This window comes from Clostridium sp. AF28-12, assembly GCF_003435225.1.
Lineage (GTDB): Bacteria > Bacillota > Clostridia > Lachnospirales > Lachnospiraceae > Pilosibacter > Pilosibacter fragilis.
Window position 1 is genome coordinate 144,079 of sequence record NZ_QWGJ01000006.1, and the last position, 22,689, is coordinate 166,767.

Annotated in this window: 20 protein-coding genes and 1 pseudogene; 14 read left to right on the forward strand and 7 right to left on the reverse strand. The window is 50.4% G+C overall.

The features are described from left to right. Window positions 1-84 precede the first annotated feature (84 nt). The 7 genes from purE (at window position 85) to DWY93_RS07505 (ending at window position 7,852) form a co-directional block, all read left to right on the forward strand. Window positions 85-603, forward strand: a complete 519-nt coding sequence (purE, locus tag DWY93_RS07475; RefSeq protein WP_015553540.1) for a 5-(carboxyamino)imidazole ribonucleotide mutase — start codon at window positions 85-87, stop codon at window positions 601-603. Between the two features lie 208 nt (window positions 604-811). Beyond that, complete coding sequence (gene purM, locus DWY93_RS07480) at window positions 812-1,843, forward strand: phosphoribosylformylglycinamidine cyclo-ligase (protein ID WP_117472110.1); 1,032 nt, start codon at window positions 812-814, stop codon at window positions 1,841-1,843. Continuing rightward, the gene (gene purN, locus DWY93_RS07485; RefSeq protein WP_015553538.1) at window positions 1,837-2,430 is read left to right on the forward strand and encodes a phosphoribosylglycinamide formyltransferase; all 594 of its coding nucleotides are present in this window, start codon (window positions 1,837-1,839) and stop codon (window positions 2,428-2,430) included. Before purM ends, purN begins: the two co-directional genes overlap by 7 nt. An 80-nt stretch (window positions 2,431-2,510) precedes the next feature. Next, window positions 2,511-3,788 (forward strand): phosphoribosylamine--glycine ligase, encoded by a 1,278-nt coding sequence (gene purD, locus DWY93_RS07490; protein ID WP_015553537.1) that lies wholly within the window; start codon window positions 2,511-2,513, stop codon window positions 3,786-3,788. 152 nt (window positions 3,789-3,940) lie between these two features. After that, entirely contained in the window at window positions 3,941-5,161 is a 1,221-nt protein-coding gene (locus DWY93_RS07495; RefSeq protein ID WP_117472112.1) for a diaminopropionate ammonia-lyase, read from the forward strand. Between the two features lie 160 nt (window positions 5,162-5,321). Next, a complete protein-coding gene (locus DWY93_RS07500) occupies window positions 5,322-6,110 on the forward strand; it encodes a tRNA threonylcarbamoyladenosine dehydratase (RefSeq protein WP_015553535.1) in 789 nt (262 codons plus the stop codon). 350 nt (window positions 6,111-6,460) lie between these two features. Beyond that, the gene (locus DWY93_RS07505) at window positions 6,461-7,852 is read left to right on the forward strand and encodes an alanine/glycine:cation symporter family protein (RefSeq protein ID WP_117470707.1); all 1,392 of its coding nucleotides are present in this window, start codon (window positions 6,461-6,463) and stop codon (window positions 7,850-7,852) included. 172 nt (window positions 7,853-8,024) lie between these two features. Here DWY93_RS07505 and DWY93_RS07510 read toward each other — a convergent pair whose 3' ends face one another. Further along, complete coding sequence (locus tag DWY93_RS07510; RefSeq protein ID WP_117470706.1) at window positions 8,025-8,453, reverse strand: hypothetical protein; 429 nt, start codon at window positions 8,451-8,453, stop codon at window positions 8,025-8,027. 199 nt (window positions 8,454-8,652) lie between these two features. Here DWY93_RS07510 and DWY93_RS07515 point away from each other — a divergent pair, with 199 nt between their 5' ends. Continuing rightward, the gene (locus DWY93_RS07515; protein WP_015553524.1) at window positions 8,653-8,916 is read left to right on the forward strand and encodes a helix-turn-helix transcriptional regulator; all 264 of its coding nucleotides are present in this window, start codon (window positions 8,653-8,655) and stop codon (window positions 8,914-8,916) included. On the opposite strand, the gene DWY93_RS07520 is transcribed toward DWY93_RS07515, so the two are convergent. Both DWY93_RS07520 and DWY93_RS07525 read right to left on the reverse strand, forming a co-directional pair. Further along, window positions 8,870-9,280, reverse strand: coding sequence for a helix-turn-helix transcriptional regulator (locus tag DWY93_RS07520; protein WP_117470705.1), 411 nt, complete (start codon window positions 9,278-9,280; stop codon window positions 8,870-8,872). The two genes, DWY93_RS07515 and DWY93_RS07520, sit on opposite strands and share 47 nt — an antisense overlap. A 592-nt stretch (window positions 9,281-9,872) precedes the next feature. Next, complete coding sequence (locus DWY93_RS07525; protein WP_117472114.1) at window positions 9,873-11,237, reverse strand: MATE family efflux transporter; 1,365 nt, start codon at window positions 11,235-11,237, stop codon at window positions 9,873-9,875. Window positions 11,238-11,560: 323 nt separating this feature from the next. Here DWY93_RS07525 and nudC point away from each other — a divergent pair, with 323 nt between their 5' ends. Beyond that, complete coding sequence (nudC, locus tag DWY93_RS07530; RefSeq protein WP_117472116.1) at window positions 11,561-12,445, forward strand: NAD(+) diphosphatase; 885 nt, start codon at window positions 11,561-11,563, stop codon at window positions 12,443-12,445. A 352-nt stretch (window positions 12,446-12,797) separates the two neighbouring features. On the opposite strand, the gene DWY93_RS07535 is transcribed toward nudC, so the two are convergent. Then, window positions 12,798-13,694, reverse strand: a complete 897-nt coding sequence (locus tag DWY93_RS07535; RefSeq protein ID WP_117472118.1) for a LysR family transcriptional regulator — start codon at window positions 13,692-13,694, stop codon at window positions 12,798-12,800. 425 nt (window positions 13,695-14,119) lie between these two features. After that, on the reverse strand, window positions 14,120-15,010 hold the full coding sequence (locus DWY93_RS07540; RefSeq protein WP_117472120.1) for a DUF4392 domain-containing protein: 891 nt from the start codon (window positions 15,008-15,010) through the stop codon (window positions 14,120-14,122). A gap of 411 nt (window positions 15,011-15,421) precedes the next feature. On the opposite strand from DWY93_RS07540, the gene DWY93_RS07545 reads away from it, so the two are divergent. Beyond that, window positions 15,422-15,754, forward strand: a complete 333-nt coding sequence (locus DWY93_RS07545; protein WP_015553518.1) for a DUF3870 domain-containing protein — start codon at window positions 15,422-15,424, stop codon at window positions 15,752-15,754. Window positions 15,755-16,023: 269 nt separating this feature from the next. Next, the gene (locus DWY93_RS07550; RefSeq protein ID WP_117472122.1) at window positions 16,024-16,923 is read left to right on the forward strand and encodes a YitT family protein; all 900 of its coding nucleotides are present in this window, start codon (window positions 16,024-16,026) and stop codon (window positions 16,921-16,923) included. A 209-nt stretch (window positions 16,924-17,132) separates the two neighbouring features. On the opposite strand, the gene DWY93_RS07555 is transcribed toward DWY93_RS07550, so the two are convergent. Both DWY93_RS07555 and DWY93_RS07560 read right to left on the reverse strand, forming a co-directional pair. Then, window positions 17,133-17,987, reverse strand: coding sequence for an ABC transporter permease (locus DWY93_RS07555; RefSeq protein ID WP_181968512.1), 855 nt, complete (start codon window positions 17,985-17,987; stop codon window positions 17,133-17,135). A gap of 148 nt (window positions 17,988-18,135) precedes the next feature. Continuing rightward, window positions 18,136-18,888 (reverse strand): annotated as a pseudogene (locus tag DWY93_RS07560) (ATP-binding cassette domain-containing protein); the annotation flags it as partial. 393 nt (window positions 18,889-19,281) lie between these two features. Here DWY93_RS07560 and DWY93_RS07570 point away from each other — a divergent pair. The 3 genes from DWY93_RS07570 to DWY93_RS07580 are packed head-to-tail and all read left to right on the forward strand — an operon-like array spanning window position 19,282 to window position 22,631. Further along, window positions 19,282-20,598 carry an efflux RND transporter periplasmic adaptor subunit gene (locus tag DWY93_RS07570; protein ID WP_242990559.1) on the forward strand — a complete coding sequence of 439 codons (1,317 nt, stop codon included), beginning with the start codon at window positions 19,282-19,284 and terminating at the stop codon, window positions 20,596-20,598. Window positions 20,599-20,601: 3 nt separating this feature from the next. Then, window positions 20,602-21,426, forward strand: coding sequence for an ABC transporter ATP-binding protein (locus DWY93_RS07575; RefSeq protein WP_117472130.1), 825 nt, complete (start codon window positions 20,602-20,604; stop codon window positions 21,424-21,426). After that, entirely contained in the window at window positions 21,420-22,631 is a 1,212-nt protein-coding gene (locus DWY93_RS07580) for an ABC transporter permease (protein ID WP_117472132.1), read from the forward strand. Before DWY93_RS07575 ends, DWY93_RS07580 begins: the two co-directional genes overlap by 7 nt. Window positions 22,632-22,689 lie beyond the last annotated feature (58 nt).

Genomic DNA, 22,689 nt, shown 5'->3' on the forward strand with positions numbered 1-22,689 from the left:
GATTGATAAGGAAATATTGTTACTAAAAAGCTATTTATTAGAATGACTTATCAATAATCGTTACACTCATAAGGAGAAAAAACAATGGCAAAAGTTGGAATTGTAATGGGCAGTGACTCTGATATGCCGATCATGGCACAGGCTGCCGAGGTACTGGAACAGTTTGGTATTGATTTTGAAATGACGATCATTTCCGCTCACAGAGAGCCGGATACATTTTTCGAGTACGCGAAGAGCGCCGAGAGCAAAGGCATGAAGGTCATTATCGCCGGTGCAGGCAAGGCAGCTCACCTTCCGGGTATGTGCGCAGCGATCTTCCCGCTTCCGGTCATCGGAATCCCGATGAAGACTTCTGACTTAGGCGGCGTGGATTCCCTCTATTCTATCGTACAGATGCCGTCCGGAATCCCGGTAGCGACCGTAGCTATCAACGGAGGAAAGAACGCCGGAATCCTTGCGGCAAAGATCCTTGCGGCATCCGATCCGGAACTCCTTGAAAAATTAAAAGCTTATTCCGAGAAGATGAAGACGGAAGTTGAGAGCAAGGCTGAGAAGCTCGACAAGATCGGATACAAAGAGTATCTTGCTTCCATGAAAAAATGACAAGTAACAGAGATATTAAAAACAGAGTTCCCGCAGACAGAAAGGTGAGTAGCTGCCGGGCATTGTGTTTCCAGCAGGGTCTGATGAAGACACAGTGTAAACTCATATAAGCATAAAAAATATAGAAATCGGGACATGATTGCGCATGCAACATGCAGAATGCACAGAGAATGTCCGAGAACATAAGATTCTCCAGGAGGAAATACATATGGATTACAAGAAAGCCGGAGTTGATATCGAGGCTGGTTACAAGTCTGTAGAACTGATGAAAGAGCATGTTAAGAAGACCATGCGTGAGGAAGTTTTAGGAGGTCTTGGCGGATTTTCCGGTGCATTCTCCCTCGCAAAGATCAAAGATATGGAGGAGCCGGTCCTTCTTTCCGGTACTGACGGATGTGGAACAAAGGTGAAACTTGCGATGATCATGGACAAGCATGACACCATCGGTATCGACGCAGTTGCCATGTGTGTCAACGATATCGCGTGTGCAGGCGGTGAGCCGTTATTCTTCTTAGACTATATTGCATGCGGCAAGAACTATCCGGAAAAGATCGCGGATATCGTAAAAGGTGTTGCGGAAGGCTGTCTCCAGTCTGAAGCTGCCCTGATCGGCGGTGAGACCGCAGAGCATCCGGGTCTTATGGCAGAGGATGAGTATGACCTTGCAGGTTTCTCCGTTGGCGTCTGCGATAAAAAGGATATGATCACAGGCGAGAATCTTCAGCCGGGTGATGTGCTGATCGGAATGGCTTCCACAGGCGTTCACTCCAACGGTTTCTCTCTTGTCCGCAGGGTATTTGAGAAAGAGATGACTGCGGAGGGCTTAAATACATATTACGACGAGCTTGGGAAGACTCTTGGTGAGACACTTCTCGCTCCGACAAGAATCTATGTGAAAGCTTTAAAGAACGTGAAAAAAGCAGGCGTTACCGTAAAGGCATGCAGCCATATCACAGGCGGCGGCTTCTACGAGAATGTTCCGCGTATGTTAAAGGATGGCGTCCGCGCTGTGATTCATAAAGACAGCTACCAGATCCCGCCGATCTTCCCGCTGATGCAGAAAAAGGGCGAGATCGATGAGAAGATCATGTACAATACCTTCAACATGGGAATCGGCATGGTCGCTGCAGTCGCTGAGGAAGATGTCCGCACAACGATGGCAGCCATGAAGGCAGCAGGAGATATCCCGTACATCATCGGATCCATCGAGGCAGGAGAAAAGGGAGTGACCTTATGTTAAGAGTCGGCGTTCTTGTTTCCGGCGGAGGAACGAATCTTCAGGCGATCTTGGATGCCATCGACGCGGGAACGATCCGCAATGCGAAGGTAGAGGTCGTCATCAGCAACAACGCAGGCGCGTTTGCTTTGGAGCGCGCGAAAAAGCATGGGATTCCGGCTGAGTGTCTTTCCCCGAAGGATTTTGCGTCCAGGGAGGAGTTCAATGAGGCACTGGTTGCTAAAATCGATTCCTATGAGCTGGACCTCATCGTGCTGGCAGGATATCTCGTGAAGATCCCGGCAGCCATGATCGAAAAATACAGAGATAAGATCATCAATATCCACCCGTCTTTGATTCCGTCCTTCTGCGGTGTCGGCTTCTACGGATTGAAGGTCCATGAGGCTGCTCTTCGGAGAGGTGTAAAGATCACCGGTGCGACGGTACATTTTGTGGACGAGGGAATGGATTCCGGTCCGATCATCTTACAGAAGGCTGTTGAAGTGGAAAAAGGTGACACGCCGGAGGTCCTTCAGCGCCGCGTCATGGAACAGGCAGAGTGGAAGATCCTGCCGAAGGCCATCGACATGATCGCAAACGGAGAGATCTAATACAGGATAGAAGACAGCCGTTCCTGGCTGCGCGGGGCGTATACAGGAACGGCTTCACTGATAAGCAGGAGGAAAAACGAATGAAGGTTTTAATCGTTGGCAGCGGCGGAAGAGAGCATGCGATCGCATGGAAGGTCGCACAGAGCAAGAAGGTCGATAAGATCTACTGTGCACCGGGCAATGCAGGTATTTCTGAAGTAGCGGAGTGCGTGCCGATCGGTGCCATGGAATTTGATAAATTAGTTGCTTTCGCGAAAGAAAAAGAGATCGATCTTACCGTGATCGGTATGGACGATCCGCTTGTAGGCGGAATCGTTGATGTCTTCGAGAAAGAGGGACTCCGTGTATTCGGACCGAGAAAGAACGCGGCGATCCTCGAGGGTTCCAAGGCATTCTCCAAGGACCTTATGAAGAAGTACAATATCCCGACAGCGGCTTATGAGACATTTACAGACCCGGAAAAGGCGCTGGAGTATCTTGAGACCGCAAAGATGCCGATCGTACTGAAGGCAGACGGTCTTGCGCTTGGAAAGGGCGTTCTGATCTGCCAGACATTGGAAGAGGCAAAAGAGGGCGTTAAGACCCTGATGATGGATAAGAAGTTCGGCTCCGCGGGTGATGAGATCGTCATCGAGGAGTTTATGACAGGCCGTGAGGTATCCGTACTGTCCTTCGTGGACGGAAATATTGTGAAGATCATGAGCTCCGCCCAGGATCACAAGCGTGCGAAGGACGGCGACCAGGGCTTAAATACCGGCGGTATGGGCAACTTCTCTCCGAGCCCGTTCTACACGAAGGAAGTCGACGAGTTCTGTAAGAAATATATCTACCAGCCGACCGTTGACGCCATGAAGGCAGAGGGAAGACCGTTCAAGGGAGTTATCTTCTTCGGTCTCATGCTGACCCCGGACGGCCCGAAGGTCCTGGAGTACAACGCGAGATTCGGCGACCCGGAGGCGCAGGTCGTTCTCCCAAGACTGGAAAACGATATTGTGGACGTCTTCGAGGCATGTATCGACGGAACGCTCGATCAGGTCGACTTAAAGTTCGACAATGACCGCGCGACAGTATGTGTGATCTTAGCGTCCGACGGCTACCCGGTAGAGTATAAAAAAGGATTCCCGATCGAGGGACTTGAGAAGTTCAAGGGAAAAGACGATTACTATGTCTTCCACTCCGGCACAAAATTCAACGAAAACGGTCAGATCGTCACCAACGGCGGCCGTGTCCTCGGTGTGACCGCCACCGGAAAAGATCTGAAGGAAGCCAGAAAGAAGGCTTATGAGGCTACGGAATGGATATCATTTGAGAATAAGTATATGAGACATGATATTGGTAAGGCGATCGAAGAGGCGTAAGCCGATTGTGATGTGTGAAAAAGTATAGGAGGAAGACCTTTTGTGGAGAGATTCGTGAAGGGTCTTCCTTTTTAATATCCGGATTTTTACTGCGAATTTATGGCACGTATGTTATAATTTTATAATTGAAAGATCGTGGAAAGGGGATTCTTATGGCAAAGAAATTAGAAGAGGAATGCGGAACAAAAGTTTTGATGAATGTACCGGAAGTGGATCAGGTGGATCTTTCGGCGTTTTCTGAGGGAAAGGCGAAGGAGACGAGGAGATTTCATGAGAGTATTCCGGCGTATAACCGGACACCTCTGGTGCAACTGCGGGGGCTTGGCGGCAAGCTTGGTGTAAAAGGAATCTTTGTGAAGAACGAGGCGGAGCGGTTCGGGATGAAGGCGTTTAAGGGACTGGGCGGAACGTATGCGATGTTTCGGATCCTGTGCCGGGAGCTGGGGCTTGATCCAGGAAAGGTGGATTTTTCGGAATTTCAGAAAGCGGATGTGCGGGAAAAGACTGCGAAGTACACGTTTGTGACGGCGACGGATGGAAACCACGGAAAGGGCGTTTCCTGGGCTTCCGGGCTCTTTGGGGCACATGCTTACGTCTATATGCCGAAAGGCACCGTAAAGGCCCGTGAGGAGGCTGTACGGCAGGCTGGTCCGGCGGAGGTGACAGTCACAGACTGGAATTACGATGATACGGTAAAATACGCGAAGAAGATGAGTGAGGAGCACGGATGGTTTCTGATCCAGGATACTTCCTGGGACGGATATGAGGAGATCCCAGGCTGGATTATGGACGGGTATCTTACCATGGCGTCGGAGGCGGCGGAGCAGACCGAGGCAGCGGGAGAGATTCCGACCCATGTGTTTTTGCAGGCAGGCGTCGGCTCCATGGCGGGGGCTGTCGCGGGATATCTTGTAAACCATTACGGGGAGAAGGCACCGAAGATCATGATCGTGGAACCGGACGTGGCGGATTGTATTTTCAGATCCGGGGAAGCGGGGGAACTTTGCTCGGTGGACGGAGCGCCGGAGACCATCATGGCGGGATTAAACTGCGGAACACCGTGTAAATCTATCTGGCCAGTGTTAAAATCGGTTCCTGCGGCTTACGTTACCTGTAAAGACTATGCGGCTGCCCATGCCATGCGGGCATACGCAAAGCCGGCGGGGGATGATCCGGTGATCGTATCCGGCGAATCCGGGGCATCGACTATGGGAGCTGTACTGATGCTGTTGGAACGCCCGGAACTTGAGGCTGCGAGAAAGGCGCTGGGACTTGGAGCGGATTCCGTGATCCTGCTGATCAACACGGAAGGTGATACGGATCCGGTGTCCTATCGGAATATTGTGGAGTGCGGGGCGTATCCGTTGCCGTAAGTCTAACAACAGAGTGATCGAGGGTACGGTACACGTGCAATGTCAGTAACTGATCGAGTGGTGAAATCGCGAAATAATGAAGCACTCTCTTTACACATATCAAACTAGTGGGTATAATGGTATCTGGTCAATTGAAGTACAGACAGGATTGGAGTTAGATATGTTAAATCAGTTCTCGAGAACACAGCTCCTTTTAGGAGCGGAAAATATGGACCGTCTCGCGAAGGCAAAGGTGGCGATCTTTGGCATAGGCGGAGTCGGCGGATATGTGGCTGAAGCGCTGGCGAGAAGCGGAGTCGGCTCTTTTGTGCTGGTGGATGACGATAAGGTCTGCCTCACGAACATCAACCGACAGATCATCGCGACGAGAAAGACCATCGGACAGTACAAGGCGGAGGTCATGCGTGACCGGATCCTGGAAATCAACCCGGACGCTCAGGTGGAGGTCAGAAAGTGCTTTTACCTTCCGGAAAACGCCGACGAATTTGATTTCACGGAGTATTCCTATGTGGTGGATGCTGTGGACACCGTGACAGCAAAGCTTGAGATCATCATGAGAGCCATCAGCTGTGAGATTCCGGTCATCAGCAGCATGGGGGCAGGAAACAAGCTGGACCCGACACAGTTCCATGTGGCAGATATCTATAAGACCAGCATGTGTCCGCTTGCGAAGGTCATGCGCCGCGAGTTAAAGAAGCGCGGAGTGAAGAAATTAAAGGTGGTTTATTCCACAGAGCCGCCGGTAGAGCAGCAGGAAGACATGAGCATCAGCTGCCGGAAAAACTGTATCTGCCCGCCGGGCGCAAAGCATAAATGCACCGAGCGCCGCGCAATTCCTGGAAGTATCGCGTTTGTTCCGTCTGTTGCGGGACTGATCCTGGCGGGGGAGGTCGTGAAGGATCTCTGTGTGATGCCGCCGAAGAAAGCGGAGCAGCAGGAGAACGCGTAGTTTTCTTTGGGCCAGCATGAATTTAAACTGCATTTAGAAAGATGAAAAAGGATACCAAAGAGGTGTCCTTTTTTATTTACGCGAGCAACGAGCCAAAGTCCATGATTGAATGAGACCTTGGAGACTGCCGCAATAACTTGAGAAGCTCGCTAATATAACTGATAATTCATTCCCACATACGAGCTATTCATAAGGATTATTTGACAGCACACATTATAAACGTGTATAATAAAAACTTGTACATGCCAATTTAACAGACTGGCGCGTTTTAGTATTGAAGCTTGAAATGTACGCTTTGGGGGAGCGGGTGCCTGTCTGTCATGTTATATCGAAAAGGAGAAAATTTACTTATGGTAACAGCAGTTGTCGAAGCGGTGTACCGCTTCTTATGGGGAGACCTGTTTACGATTCCGCTGGGGAATGGAAATGGGATCGGGATCCCGCTTCTTGTTTTGCTTTTGATCCCGACGGGAGTCTATTTTACGATTCGGACAAGATTTCTTCCGATCCGCCTGTTTCCGGACATGATCCGGGCTTTGAACGGAAAGAAACAGGAGGAAGGCGGCCTGTCGCCGATCCAGACTTTGTTTGTATCCACAGCGACCCGCGTGGGAATGGGAAACCTCGTGGGAGTCGTTGCGGCGATCTCGGCAGGCGGTGCCGGTGCTGTGTTCTGGATGTGGCTGTCGGCGGCGCTTGGGGCCTCCACAGCGTTTGTGGAGGCGGCTTTAGCGCAGCTTTATAAGGAAAAGGACCCGCTCTACGGCGGTTACCACGGTGGTCCGGCTTACTATATCCACAGCTATGCGGAGAGGGTGAGAAAGAAGAAACTGAAATGTTCCGTGATCGCGGTCCTGTTTGCGCTGTCTGGTCTGATCTGCTGGGGCGGAATCAGCCAGGTCATCAGCAACTCTGTGGCGTCGGCGTTTGAGAATGCCTTCGGAATTTCGCCGCTCGTGACGACGGTAGTCCTCGTCGTGATCTCTGCGGTGATCGTTATGAGAAAGAACGCTACGGTCCGCGCCCTTGATGTGATCGTCCCGATTATGGCGGGCTGCTATTTTGTGATCACCCTGTTTATCATCGCGACACATTTGAGCAGCGTTCCTGGCGTGTTTGCGAGGATCTTTGCGGAAGCCTTCGGACTCCGCCAGATCGCGGCGGGCGGCTTTGGCGCGGTGCTCATGAACGGCGTGAAGCGCGGCCTGTTCTCCAATGAGGCTGGTTCCGGTTCCGCACCATGCGCGGCGGCTGCGGCGGATGAGAGCGATCCGGTAAAGGTCGGCCTCGTGCAGGCGCTTGGCGTATTTATCGACACCATCGTGATCTGCAGCTGCACGGCGATGATCATGCTGCTCGTCCCGGAAGAACTGACGACGGGGCTTGCGGGAATGGATCTTTTACAGAAAGTCATGAGCTACTATATGGGTGAGTTCGGTGTGGTATTTATCGCGGTGACGCTGGCGTTATTCAGCTTCTCAACGTTTCTCGGTATCCTGTTCTACGCTAGATCCAACGTTGCGTATCTGTTCGGAAATCGTTGGATTTATCAGACACTCTACAAGATCTTTGCTTTGATCATGCTGTTCGTCGGCGGACTGCAGGCGTACACGGTGGTGTGGGATCTCGGAGACGTGGGCGTTGGTCTTATGACGGTGTTTAACCTGATAGTGCTGTTTCCGCTGTCAGGGGAGGCACTGCGGGCGCTGAAGGAGTATGAGGAGAAAAAGACAAATAAGTAAGAAATAAAGTAACTGTTCTGTAGGTCTGCGCACTTGCCGCGTTGACTGTATGAGATACAGGGAGAAGGCGCTGAACAGTTACGAAATAAAGAAAAAAGATCTGTCAGGATACCGAAGATAGTTTCGTACGGTATGCTGGCGGATCTTTTTTATGGACTTTTCCTGGGAAAAACTAACCGCGGATTCTTGCATGGACTCCGGAAGTGAGATCCGGATGGCGCAGACCGCAGATCCGCTTTTCGGTTCCGCCGCCGATAAATACACGCTTCCAGACGTCCTGGTTTAATTCATCATCGTGGACATACACTTCGATATCGCTCATCGTCGGAAGAGGATCGCCGCCGAGCGTGAAGTTTCCGGCCGCATCCTGGAGCAGAATTCCTTCCTTCACGATATTCTTCTGCATGTAGGAAGAGACGAACTGCGCGGAGGAGAGGTGGGTGACAAGTTCTAACATCAGGTCTATTTTCAAGCTGTCCTCAGCGGACATTTTCGTCTTATTCAGTGCGTCCGTGAGCTGTGATTCATATTTTCCGAGAAAACTGCTGCACGCAGATTCCAGCTCGGAGAGATCCTGTTTTAATTCTTTTGTGATTTCCATAAATAAATCCTCCTTTGAAAAGTTGTATATTTAAGAGATCTGCTCCTGTGGTGCGGCAGCAGGATCATATTATTTTGGTTTGATAATGCATACCAATAAAATCTTCTTGTGACATCCAGTGAATGTCATGACTGTTTCAATAATAACATATATTGTTTGGAGTGACAATTAGTGAATGCCAAACAAGGAGTGTTATTATATGTACAAAAACAAGTCAATATCCGGCAGGAACAATATCTGCGGGATCAAGATCCGTGAACTTCGCAGCAGGATGAACGATGTTTCACAGAAACGACTGGCGGATATGCTTCAGCTTCTCGGTCTGGACCTTGATAAGAACGCGATCCAGAGGATTGAGAGCGGAAAGAGGTTTGTGACCGATATTGAACTGAGATACTTCGCAAAAGTCTTAAATGTCAGTTATGAGGAGCTTTTGAGTGAGGACACTCCTGAGGCAGATTAAAGATTCCTGAGTAACAGGTTCCCGCGAAGGTATCTGCCCGTGCCACATGCCGCCTTTTTGCGGAAAAGTCATCTTTGTCCTGGACCAGATAGGCAATCTCGTAAGGAAGGCTGTCATCGAAGATACGGTGGTAAGCGACACTTCCGTCCTCATGGACCAGAAGCCTTTCCAACGGAACCTTGAACAGCTCACCGAGGACCAGCATATTCGGAAGAGAGGGGAGCGATTCCCCGCGAAGCCACTTATAGATCGACTGGGGACTGTCCAGTTCCAGTGCATCCTGGAGATCGCGGACTGTCATCTTTCTTTTTAACATTTCATCCCGGATCTTTTTTCCGGTCAGCGTTTTCGATAATTCTTTCATACATCATCCTCCAAATTTCCAATCAGGGCAGACTGATGTCAGCTGTCGGCCATTAAAAAATGTTTCTGACAGCGGGTAATGTTAAGTATTCTTGTAACTGTTCAGTAGGTCTGCGCACTTGCTGCACTGACCGTAAGAAAACATAGGCTGGAAGGCAAAAATCCCATCAGCGAAGCTGATCTGGAATGGATTTTTGCACGTAGCTATGAAGGTACTGAATAGTTACGTATTCATTAATTTTCATAGGGAAACGGACGACGGATCCTTGTCGCCGGTATATGAGACTTAGAACCTCTGTTTTGTAAGTAGCTATATCATACTATAAAATTCGCGGTTTGTCTTGAACTAAAAGGTTAAAATCACATATTTTTTGAAAAAATTTTATAAGAAAATGCTGACGGACAGAAATGCAGATCATCGGAGAATGCGAAAAGACGAGGAATGATTTTGAACTTCGGAAAAGAGGTAATAACAAAAAGGCATGTAAACTTAAGTCTGGCAAAGCCGTTTCATACACGGAAATAACCGGGAAAAACGACCTGTCAGGACGTAAGCCTACATGTCTGAAAAATTCGATTCTTTAATTAAAAAACTATTTTCCCTGCTGTGCTTTCAACGGAATGATCTCCTTACGGTACACATGGACAAGGCACACACCGCTGAAGATGATCGCGAAAGCTTCGGCGATCGGGAAGGCAAACCACACGGTGTGAAGACCACCGATCCTTGCGAAGATAAATGCCACCGGCAGAAGAACGACAAGCTGACGGAACACGGAGATCCATAAACTCAGCATTCCATGTCCAAGTGCCTGGAACAGGGAAGTACAGACGATGGAGCAGCCCGCAAACAGGAAGCTGATGGAGATGATCCGGAGTGCCGGAATGCCGATGGAGAGCATCGTATCGGAGGCGCTGAAGATCATTAAAAGCTTATCCGGCATGAGCTGGAAGACAGCGAAGCCGCACAGCATGATCGTTGTAGCGTACACAGCGGCCAGCTTTATGGTTCCCATAATTCGGTCCGGTTTTCCGGCACCGTAGTTGTAGGCGATGATCGGAACGGTTCCGTTGTTTAAACCGAAGACCGGCATGAACACGAAGCTCTGGAGCTTGAAGTAGACACCGAATACAGCTGTCGCCGTGGAAGAAAAAGCGATAAGGATCTTGTTGATTCCAAAGGTCATGATACTTCCGATGGATGCCATGATGATGGACGGAACGCCCACCGCGTAAATGTGGCGGATGATCTCACCGTTGGGCTTAAAGCTCCTGAGGGAGATCGTGATCTCGTGGTTTTTCGTCTTATTTAAGTAAAAACCGAGGCCGAAGGCGATGATCTGTCCGAAAACAGTGGCGCCTGCGGCACCGGCGATCCCGAGAGCCGGTGCTCCGAAGTAACCGAAGATCAGGATCGGGTCCAGGACGATGTTGATGATGGCGCCGAGTCCCTGGGTGTACATGGAGTAAATCGTTTTTCCGGTAGACTGTAAGAGACGCTCACATGCGATCTCCATAAAGAGTCCGAAGGAAGCGATCGTGCAGACTCTCAAATAAGTAGTTCCGAGATCCACAATCTCCTCGATATCGGTCTGGAGACGGAAGAACTGTCTCGCAAAGAAGAGACCGAAGAGCGCGAATACGATGTAGCTCATAGCCGCCAGGAACAGCGCGTGGTCCGCGATCCTGTTGGCGCGATCAAAGTTCTTTTCGCCGAGATTTCTTGAGAGGGCAGCATTGACACCGACGCCGGTTCCGGTCGCCACGGCGATCATCAGGTTCTGCGCCGGGAACGCCAGGGATACGGCGGTCAGGGCATTCTCGCTTAACTGCGCGACGAACATACTGTCCACAATGTTATAGAGTGCCTGGACGAGCATCGAGACCATCATTGGTACGGACATGGAGATCAGAAGCCGGTTTAGCGGCATGACGCCCATTTTGTTTTCTGTTGCCATTTGGGTAACTCCTTTCGTAAAACATAGATAACCGTGAAGAAATTTCACGGTTACAAATAAACATACATTCTCCCTTTGTGAAGGGACACTGAATGGCATTATAAGGCAAATGAACATGTTCGTCAACCGAAACAGGGAAACATATGGCGGAGTTTCTTTGAGGGACTGTGCAGAGCGGAAGGTTTTGATGGATTGACAAAAATGAATGCCCGTCGTATCATGGAAATGATGTGAAAATTTTAAGGTTTTACCGGTCCGGCAGCAGAAACTGAGAGGTGCTGCGGGGAGGCAGAAACTTATGTCAACGAATAAGGAGTATAGGAATGATCCAGAATATCAACCCGCATAAATTTGACCTGACCTACGGACAGCCGAAGGCGCAGGATGAGGACTTTGTCCTTTATATAAAGAAGAGTAAGACACTATTAAGAAAAGTGGACGAGGAAAATCACGAGATTCCGAAGTTTTCTGATTTCCCGGAGGACAAAGAGCTGCTGAAAGAAAGCGCGTATTATCTGTTCGCCATCGATGGAAATCATTATTACTATGTGACGAAGATGCCGAGATATGATGCCGATGTCTATGAACTCTGTTCGACAGCGGCGTACAGAAAGATGCATCCGATGTATCAGGCTTTCGCGGGAATCACGGCGACACAGATTCATCGCTTTAAAGAGAGCAGAAAGTACTGCGGATGCTGTGGTCATCTGATGGAGAACAGCAAGACTGAGCGTGCGTTAGTGTGCCCGGAGTGCGGACAGACGGAGTATCCGAAGATCTCTCCGGCTGTCATCGTTGCAATCTCCGACGGGGACAGACTTTTAATGTCCAGATACCGCGTGAACAACAACCCGTACCGCGGATACGCGCTGATCGCCGGTTTCGTGGAGATCGGGGAGAGCTTTGAGGAGACGATCCACCGTGAGGTCATGGAGGAGGTCGGACTGAAGGTCAAGAACATCCGCTATTATAAGAGCCAGCCATGGGCATTCTCTGACACGGAGATGATCGGATTTTTTGCGGAGTTAGACGGACCGGATAAGATCAAGCTTCAGGAGGATGAACTCTCTGAGGCGGGATGGTACCACCGCGACGAGATCCCGGATGAGACGATGATGAACAGCATCGGAAGTGAGCTTAAGATGGTGTTTAAGTATGGAAGTCTTGAGAAGTTTTATGAGGTGACTGGGTATAAGGACCAGAATTAGGGATTTGGTTTGTAAAAACGCGTGCGGAGACTGCGCCTGGAGGAGTGGTTGAGCGTACATAAGAAAAATGAGAGTAACTGTTCAGTAGGTCTGCGCACTTGCTGCGCTGACCGTAAGAAAACCTAGGCAAAAAGGCAAAAATCCATCGGCGTAGCTGATTTGGAATGGATTTTTGCATGTAACTGTGAAGGTACTGAACAGTTACAAATGAGAAACTAAAAAGAGCCGGGAACTGGATTTTGTAATTGATCGGAATTCAGTTCCCGGCTCTTTTTTGCGGGCGATTCGTACTTATATTGTTTGTTTGCCAATTCTGGGAAGATCGGTATTAAAAATGCCCGCGATTGTCAGATCATGCTTTGTGGAATGTCCGGGAGAAATCCATGAATTCTCTCAGGGTATCCGGCATATCCTGAGGATGGCAGCAGAAGCCGATGACGCGTTTCGGGATCGGGATATCTAACGGGATCTCAATGAGTGTACCGTTTTTCAGGTCATCCTCGACGAAATCTTTGATGACGCAGCCGATTCCGAGTCCGATCCGGGAGAATTCGATGAGGAGTTCCATGTCGGTGGTCTCCAGGATCTGGTTGATCTCGATCTGGTTGTCAGCCAGGTAGGCGTCCACATGTTTCCGGCTCATATTGGAGCGGTTTAAGAGCATGATATTTCCGGTTTTAAAAATATCGGTGTCATTGCCCTCTCTCAGATGGAGGTTTTCCAGATAGGCCGGAGTACAGACGAATGCATCGCTGATTTCCATTACCGGCTGGAAGTGGAGGCCTTTTTTGCTTTTTGGTTCCGCCACGAGTCCGATATCGATCTTTCTGGCATCCAGCATGTCGAGGGTCTGGTAGGTGGACTGGCTCTCGATGGCGATGTTTACGTGCGGGTATTTTCCGATGAATCCTTTTAAGTAGGGGAGAAGGACGTATTTGCACAGGGTGTTGCTGACACCGATCTTCAAGTTCCCGATATGGAAATCATGGATCCGCTTCAGTTCGCGTTCGCCGCGGCCGATGGAGTCGAAGGCGGTGTTCACATGCTGGAAGAGGATCGCGCCTTCTCTTGTTAGTTGGACGCCGCGGGAGTTTCGGCTGAAGAGTTTGATGCCGAGGCTTTCTTCAAGTTTGCTGATGGCTTTGCTGATGGCAGGCTGGCTGATGTAGAGTTCTTTGGCGGCGCGGGAGATGTTGCCGCAGCGGGCTACTTCGTAGAAGATTTTGTATTGTGACAGGTGCTGTTCCATAAAAATACTGCCGTCCGGGTGGGACCGCAGGAGTATAACCCCCTTTCATATGTGGTATTCGTATTATTTATGTCTATTATATAGAATGGGGGTGGGGAATGTCAATATGAAATGTGCGGGGGATTGGCTAAAGGGTACGTGCTGGCCTGGGTCCGGCTCCGGGTACTCGGGATTTCGGGGACGGTTCCTCTAAGTTTGCAGAAGAATGCTAAGGGCGGAGAAAAAGTGACACAACTCGCCTGCGGCTCAAACAAGTGTCACTTTTCCTCCAACGAATTCTCCTGCGCACTAAGAGGAAACCATGCCCCCGAAATCAGGCACCCGGATCCGGACCCAGGCCAGCGCAGGGATTGGCTGCGCGAGGGTGGCCAGCCGAGTGTATTGGCGGGATCGCAGGCGCTGCGCTGTGCGATATGGAGATTACTTTATGCAATTGCACATATGTCCAGTTCTTTCTTTAAGATGTCGTTAACAGAATCCAGGATTCCAAGATGCGTCTCGAGATCCAGGCGGTCGACGGTCATTTCGTTCTTTTTGGTGCAACCGTCTACGCTGCCGGCGGCTACGGCGAGGCGGAGAGACTCGGTCTCTTCCTCGCGGGTCGGGAGGAGATTTTTTTCAGCGAAGAGGGAGCAGAGGGCGGCGATACCAATTCCCCACCAGTTGGAGACGCCGCTGGCGAGGGTGATGTCGGCGGATTCAGCGGTGCAGATCGTTCCACCGAAGGGAACGAAATGTTCGATTACGTCGCGGTAGGTGCCCATGCCCATCTCGTTGCCGCCGTCGCCGATGGAGATGGTGGTGGCTCCGGATTTTTTTGCTTCGGAGAGAAAGAGGGCGGAGTCAGTGATCATGTCATCGAGGACTTCGCCGCGCATGCTGTGGTAGTGGCCGTTGGCGGCTTTACCGGGGCGTTCTAAGGAGATGAAGTGGGTCGGGGCGAAGGTTTTGATGCAATTTCGGATGAAGTCGTCGGTGTCTGTTTTAGGGAGCATCATGAGTTTTGCTTTTGGAGCGCGGTAGCAGACAACGTCGCTTACAATGGAAAAGGCGGGCTCATCGGTGATCACGAGGACGGAGGCGCCGAGAGCGGTCAGGGCTGCTGCAATATCAGCGGTGCCTAAGGGGCCGTCGGTTTCACCAACATAAGAGCCGTCGCTGAGTCGGACCGGAAAGCCGGTTAAGAGAATGACACGGCGGGCGTCCGCGAGCGTGTTTAAGGTTTCCTGGATCGGATTGTCCGGGAGTGCTTTTAAGAGCCCGCGGTTTCCGAAATCCTGTTTCATAATGGTATCCAGATCTTTAAAAAATGTCATGGTATTTATCCTCCCAATATGTTTGATGAGGGGGAAAACTTTTTTCGCTGCCGTGTGTATGAAAAAGCCGATATGGATCGTTTTTCGGATTTCAGGCAACAAAAAAAGCCACTGATCCCCTGTTGGAAGATTCATGGCTCTTATTTACGGAGGGAACATCCGGGCAGGAGTCCAGATAAATAAAAGAATCTGTTTTCGTTGTCTCTAGTCTAGTGGAAATGCATAGAAAAGTCAATGGAAAACGAATATATTTTGTGATATACTATGTAACGGGCGCAAAAGTAAAACAAGCGGCACCGCAGATGACATTTGTTTTTCTTGCGCTGTCAGCAAAGGTTTCGTCTGCGTGAGCGGGCAGGTCGGTTACTATGAGCAATTTCTTATATCGGGGAACAAAAAGGGGTATATTATATGGAAAACAAAAACACGATCCTTGTGGTCGGCCAGGCAAAGCCGAGCAAAGAGGACGCGATCTACAATCTCCACGGGGAGTTCTATATCAGCCTGATCGTGGAGCGTGATACGGGAAAGATCCTGGAGCTGGACTGCAACACGATCCTTGAGGTGACGAAGCAGTTCGTGGCATCCATGTTTGTGGGGAAGAGCCTGAGGACAGACGTTCCGCTGATCGAGAAGGAGATCAGGGAGCGCTATTTTGCTTTGACGCAGAAGCCATTGATCGCGTGCATGAAGGATGCGTGCAACCGGTACCTCACGGCGATCGGGGAAAACCGCGGAAAATAATTGTACAGATGCGGAAACAAGAGAATAGAATTTTTAACATTATTAAGCCGGAGTTCTCCTCCGGTTGTTTTTTTCTCGTTTTTCAAGAGACCGATTGACAATCAAAAAAATCATGATAAAGTTAGGAAGGTCGTTTTTCTAATACCCCATACAAAACGGAAAAGAATCTGAAAACAATGGACCGATTCGGGAAAATACACCATTTGATTTATCAAATACAACAATACCGGATCGCAGCACCAAGAGTATGAAAAAGGAGTACCCCACTTATGAGTTCCTGGAATGATGTTACCAAAAAGGTACGTGAAATACGGAAAAATTTTGTTGTCCGCTGTGCGATTTCCTTCGTGGCAGTTCTGGCATCTGCCCTTCTGCAGTCTTATGTAATTCTGGCCTTTATTCGTCCGGCAGGCCTTCTGTCCAGCGGATTTACGGGACTTGCGATTTTGATCGACCGAATCGCTGAACTGTATGGATTTACCGTCTCGACATCTTTGGCGCTCGTTGTTTTAAACCTGCCTGTTGCCCTGATGTGCTGCCGCAGCATCAACGTGAAATTCACGGTGTTTTCGTTGCTGCAGGTATTTTTTGCAAGCTTTTTCTTAAAAGTCTGCCATTATACTCCGCTATTTGAGGATCTGACCCTGAATGTGATTTTCGGCGGTGTGCTTTACGGACTGTCCGTTGTCCTTTCCTTAAAAGGAAACGCATCCACAGGTGGTACCGACTTTATTGCCCTCTATGTTTCCAATAAGACCGGAAAGTCCATTTGGAACTATGTGTTCATGGGAAATGTGTGTATCCTTGTAATTTTTGGACACATGTTCGGTTGGGAGTATGCAGGATATTCCATCCTGTTCCAGTTCATCTCCACAAAGATGATCTCCACCTTCCATCACCGCTATGACCGCGTGACCTTACAGATCACCACTGAGAAAGCGGAAGAGGTCATGAAGGCGTATGTCAGCAAGTATCACCACGGTATTTCCTGCGTGGACGCCATCGGCGGCTACAGCCACAAAAAAATGTACCTGCTCCACACCGTAATTTCTTCCTATGAGATCAACGATATCGTCCAGCTGATCCAGGAAGTAGATGAAAACGTGATCATAAACGTATTCAAAACAGAAGACTTCTACGGCGGATTCTACAGAGAGTCCTTGGACTAGCTTAAAATCAAAAAATATTCCCCAGAAGACATGCCCCATTATATGGGCGGTGTTTTCTGGGGATTTTTGTTTGTGAGACTATTTCTTCCAGTCACTGATGAGAGTGGTGCATGATGTTGGTAAAAAAATTTGTTTAGAAAGATTTTATGGATTAACGGATTGTCATACATCCGAAAAACCTACCGATACCAGAAGCTGTGGATGGGATTCTACTGCCTACACCTCCGTTCCAGCACTGCCACCGCCTGATACAGGATTGCGGACAGAATACAGAGGATCACGATGGACATGATCACGAGATCCAGCTTGAAGACCTGGCTGCCGTAGATGATGAGGAAGCCAAGGCCTGCCTGGGCGGAGAGAAACTCGCCGATGATGACGCCGACGAGGCAGAGACCGATGTTGACCTTCATGTTGCTGATGATAAGTGGAACAGAGCCGGGCAGCAGGACCTTTGTGAGGACATCCTTCTGTTTTCCTCCCAGCGTGTAGATCAGACGGATCTGGTCAGGATCCATGGAGAGAAAGCCGTTGTAGAGCGTTAAGATCGAGCCAAATACCGCCACAGAGACCGCCGCCGTGATGATCGTCTTCATGTTGTTGCCCAGCCATACGATGAGCAGCGGCGCGAGAGCGGACTTCGGCAGACTGTTCAATATGACAAGGTACGGTTCCAGAATCTTTGCCAGCCGCTTGCTGGACCAGAGCGCCACCGCGCCGAAGATCCCGATCCATGTCACAAGAAAAAAGCTCAAAAGCGTCTCCAAAACCGTGACTCCCGTGTGGTAAAAGATCGTCCGGTCTGCCGCCATGGAAAGAAAACAGGAGAGCACCCGGGACGGGGAACTGAAAATAAAATCGTTCAGGATCCCGATCCGGGCGCTGATCTCCCAGGAAAAAAGAAACAGGACCAGAAATAAGATCCTGCAGATGAAGATCTGCCTCCGGATCCGCCGCTCCTGCTCCAGATACCGGCACTGGGCCGGGGAGACCGCAAGATCCGCTGCCGGGATCACAGCCCGGTGCCTGCGCAGGATAAAAGAAGCGATACTATGAAATCTCATCCGGCTCACCTCCCACATTGACAGCGGTCATGAGTCCGTTTCTGGCTGCCGGTGGATTCTCATCACCGGATTCAGTTCCATTGATAATATCTGTATCTCCAGATCCGGCCCCATCGACAGTTGACGTATCATCACCATTCCCGTTCCCAAGAATCTTCCACAATTCATTAAAATAAGAAGAAAACTCCGGATAATTCCGCCGCTTCAAAGGACTCATTTCATGGTTCGGAAACCGAATCACAAGCTCCCCCTTGATCGTCCCCGGTCTGTTCGTCAGCACCAGGATCCGGTCCGCTGTGCTCACCGCCTCCGAAAGATCATGGGTGATCAGGATAGCCGTTTTCTTTCTGCTGCGGATGATCGAACTGATATCATCACAGACCGAAAGCCTCGTCTGATAATCCAGAGCAGAAAACGGCTCATCAAGAAGCAGAAGATCCGGCTCCAAAGCAAGAGTCCGGATCAAAGCAGCCCGTTGCCGCATCCCCCCGGAAAGCTCCGACGGATGCGCATCGTAAAAATACTGAAGTCCGTAAGAATCCAGAAGCTCCTTCACCCGGCTCAAATGCTTTGAATCACACTTCCTCCGCACCTCAAGCCCCAGTGAAACATTCGAAAGGATCGTCCGCCACTCAAACAAATGATCCCTCTGCAGCATGTACCCGATCCCCGAAGCCCCCTTCCCGACAGAAACCCCGTCCAAAAGAATCTCCCCCCGCTCAGGGGCCAAAAGCCCGGCAAGCAGAGAAAGCAACGTAGACTTCCCACACCCGGACGGCCCGACAATACAAAGAAACTCGCCGGAATTCACATGAAACGATATATCAGAAAGGGCCTTCGTCTCTCCCTCCATGGTATGGTAGGAATAATCCACCCCTCTAACTTCCAATTTCGGAGTCATGGATACCTCACTCAAACGTACTTACTATAAAATATGTAAAAACCTCTCATCCGTGAGCCAACCGTCAAAACAACAGCACAGTACACAACTATTATGCAGCACTGCTTATTCCTTTCTCGTCCCTCAGCACAGCCACATCCTCAACGCACAGCGCAGCGCCTGCGCTCCCGCCAGTACACAGCACAGACCAGCTTTCAGATCCTCTGAGCCCGAATCTGAAAGCTGGTCTGTGCGTACCCCCCGCCAATTCACCTCTCCCCCAAAAAACGTAAGAAAATCGCAAGAAAACCGCCAGATAAAAGACCCAAGAAAGAAACATTTCCCTGCTATACTAAATTCCAGTGTTAAAATAATCACATTTAACATAGAAAACCTCGGAAGGAACACATGAGTATGAGCAGTGAAGAAAAAATCTCACCAGAAGAATTCGACAAAGAACTGGACTCCCTACTGGCCGGAACCACAGAAAAGAAACCCAAAAACCCAAAGAGAAAAAAGATCATAATCGCCGCCGCCATTGCCATCCTCGGAATCACCGGCATCAAACTCCTGTCCGGCGGAAAAGACATGGTCCCCGTTGTGGACACTGTGACCCCAACCCGCAAAACTATCCAAAACCGCCTCACCGTCACCGGCCCCATCTCCGGAACCGACAGCGTAGACGTCGTCTCAAACCTCCACGCTGAGATCCTCGAAATTCCCGTAAAAGAAGGCGACAAAGTCACAAAAGGCCAGCCCCTGGCAGTCCTCGACGATTCCGACGTAAAAAAAGAAGCCGACATCGCCAAAAACGACTACGACCTCGCCGTGACCACCTGCGCCGAAAAAGATAAAGAAGCAAGAAACGGCTACGCCAAAGCCATCCAGGACCTGAACACCGCCCAGGCCAACTACGACCGCACAAAAGCCCTCTTTGATGGCGGCAGCGTCCCCAAAGTTGATCTTGAGACAGCGGAAAACGGTCTCCACGACGCAGAACGGGAATGCGACTCCTACACAATAAAAAACGGATCCGCCGTCGCCGATGACTCCTACCGCCTCCAGATCGAAAAAGCAAAATTCGACTACGAAAAAGCCGTAGAGCAGTTAGATAATACGATATTAAAAGCCCCTATCGATGGCACCGTCGTCCGCGTCAACACAAAAGTAGGCCGCTTTGCCGACAAAATGGAAAACGACGCCCCACTCTTCGTGATCGAAAACCTCGATAACCTGGAACTCGAGATCAAAGTCAGCGAGTACACCATCGGAAAAGTCGCCGTCGGCCAGGAAGCCGAGATCTCCGCGGACATCTTAAACGGTGAGACCGTCCACGGCGAAGTCATCTCGATCTCCCCGACCGGCGAAGAAAAAGGCGGCGGTTCCAGCGAGCGCGTCATCCCCACAAAGATCCGCGTCACAGATCAGGACACAAAACTGATCGCTGGAATCACCGCCCGCGCGTCCATTGTCCTGGAAGAATCCGAGAACGCCCTGACAGTCCCAGTCTCCGCCGTGATGGAAAAAGACGGAACGAACTACGTACAGGAGATCAGTGACGGAACCGTATCCTGGGTTCCGGTGGACATCGGTGTGGAAGGCGATGTGGAGATGGAGATCATCCCGGTGGAAGGGAGCTCCCTGGATGAAAACTCCGTCCTGATCGCGGAGCCGGGAGAGCAGTACACAGATGGAATGGCAGTCACATCATCCGGAAAACAGGGGGAATAAACAATGTTTGAAAAACTGACAAGATCCCGCTACATGACGGAAAACGTGACAGACGAGCTGATCCGCCTGGAAAACCTCGTAAAGATCTACGACACAGGCGCGATCCGGGTCATGGGACTAAAGAAAATCAACCTGGCGATCCACCGCGGCGAGTTCGTTGCGATCATGGGACACTCCGGATCGGGAAAATCTACCCTGATGAATATTTTAGGCTGCCTGGACCGCCCGACACTGGGTCACTATTACCTCGACGGGATCGACACGGCGGCCCTGTCCCCGGACGAACTCTCCGCGGTGCGGAATAAAAAGATCGGCTTCGTGTTCCAATCCTTCAACCTGATCTCCAGGACATCGGCGTTAAAAAATGTGGAGCTCCCGATGACCTACGCGAGGATCCCGAAAAGGAAAAGGACGGAGCGGGCCATGGAACTGTTGGAGTGCGTGGGGCTGGAAAAACGCGCCGGACACATGCCCAATGAGATGTCCGGCGGACAGAGACAGCGTGTTGCCATTGCGAGAGCGCTGGCGAACGAGCCGCCGCTGATCCTGGCGGATGAACCGACGGGAAATCTCGATACAGCCGCGTCCATCGAGATCATGGAGATCTTCTCGGAACTCCACAAAGCGGGAGCCACAGTGATCGTTGTCACCCACGAGGAAAATATCGCCGCCTTTACGGACCGGATCATCCACTTCTCAGATGGTCAGATCATCAAAGATGAGATCAACGAAAACCCGACAAAAGGAAGCGGTAAAGTCCACATGAAAGGTCTCTACAGACACTTCCAGAAAACAGCCGGAACAGAGAGTGGGGTGGTCGGATGCTAGGCGAAAATATGATCATGGCCTTCCATGCAATCATGGCGAACAAGATGCGCTCATTCCTGACCATGCTGGGCATTATCATCGGAATCGGTTCTGTCATATCCATCGTTTCCATCGGCGATACGATGCGCGGACTGTTCGCGGACCTCTATAAGGACGCGGGGGCCACCCAGGCGGTGGTATCCATCGGATACAATGTGGAGGATGTGCGGGACAGCGATTACTTTACCCTGGATGAACTTGATAAGATCAAGGAAGTCTTCGGGGATGAGATATCCTATATCGACAGTTACGCCAGCGTAAATTCAGAAGTCCTTGCAGGACGGACAAACATGAAATTTGACTTCCAGGGGATCGACTGGAATTTTAGCGATGTCCAGCCGGTGACCATGATTTCCGGACGTTATTTAAACGAAGGAGATATCCTTGGACGAAAGAAAAATGTGGTGATAGAGGAGGAGAGTGCCAGAAAACTTTTCGGAACGGAAAACGCGGTGGGAAAGACCTTCCGGACCACCGTCTACGGGGATACAGACATGTATACGGTAGTCGGTGTCTACAAAAAAGAGATGAGCGCCTTCCAGAAGCTTTTGTCCGGAGGTTCCGGCGATACGGGATCCGCGTATATCCCGTATACACTGCTCACGTGGCCGAATGACCAGTTCTATTACTGCCGTCTGTACGCGAAAGAGGGAACGGACATGGTAAATTTCATGTCCAGACTGACGGTGTATCTCGGGAAAATCAAGAATAGAAACGCGGGAGATTTCTATACGAGTACGGTGGCGGATGAGATGGGATCCATCGACAGCCTCATGGGCGGACTTTCCATGGCTGTGGGCGGGATCGCTGCGATCTCTCTCCTGGTGGGCGGCATCGGGATCATGAACATCATGCTGGTGTCCGTCACGGAGAGGACCCGTGAGATCGGTATCAGAAAGGCGCTCGGTGCAAGGACCCGGGATGTCCTGATTCAGTTCCTGACAGAGTCCGCGATCCTGTCCGCTCTGGGCGGAATCATCGGCGTTCTTCTCGCTGTGAGTCTCGTGACAGCGGGCGGCGCGGCGCTTGGACTCCCTGTTGTGATCAAACCTGGGATCATCCTTCTTGCGGTATCCTTTTCGGCCGTAGTCGGCATCTTCTTTGGGATTTACCCGGCGTCGAAAGCCGCAAAGGCGGATCCGATCGATGCTCTGAGATATGAATAAAGAGGAACTGCCGATCAATGGGACATATGCAAGAAACGTATTATTGGAACGGATGCTA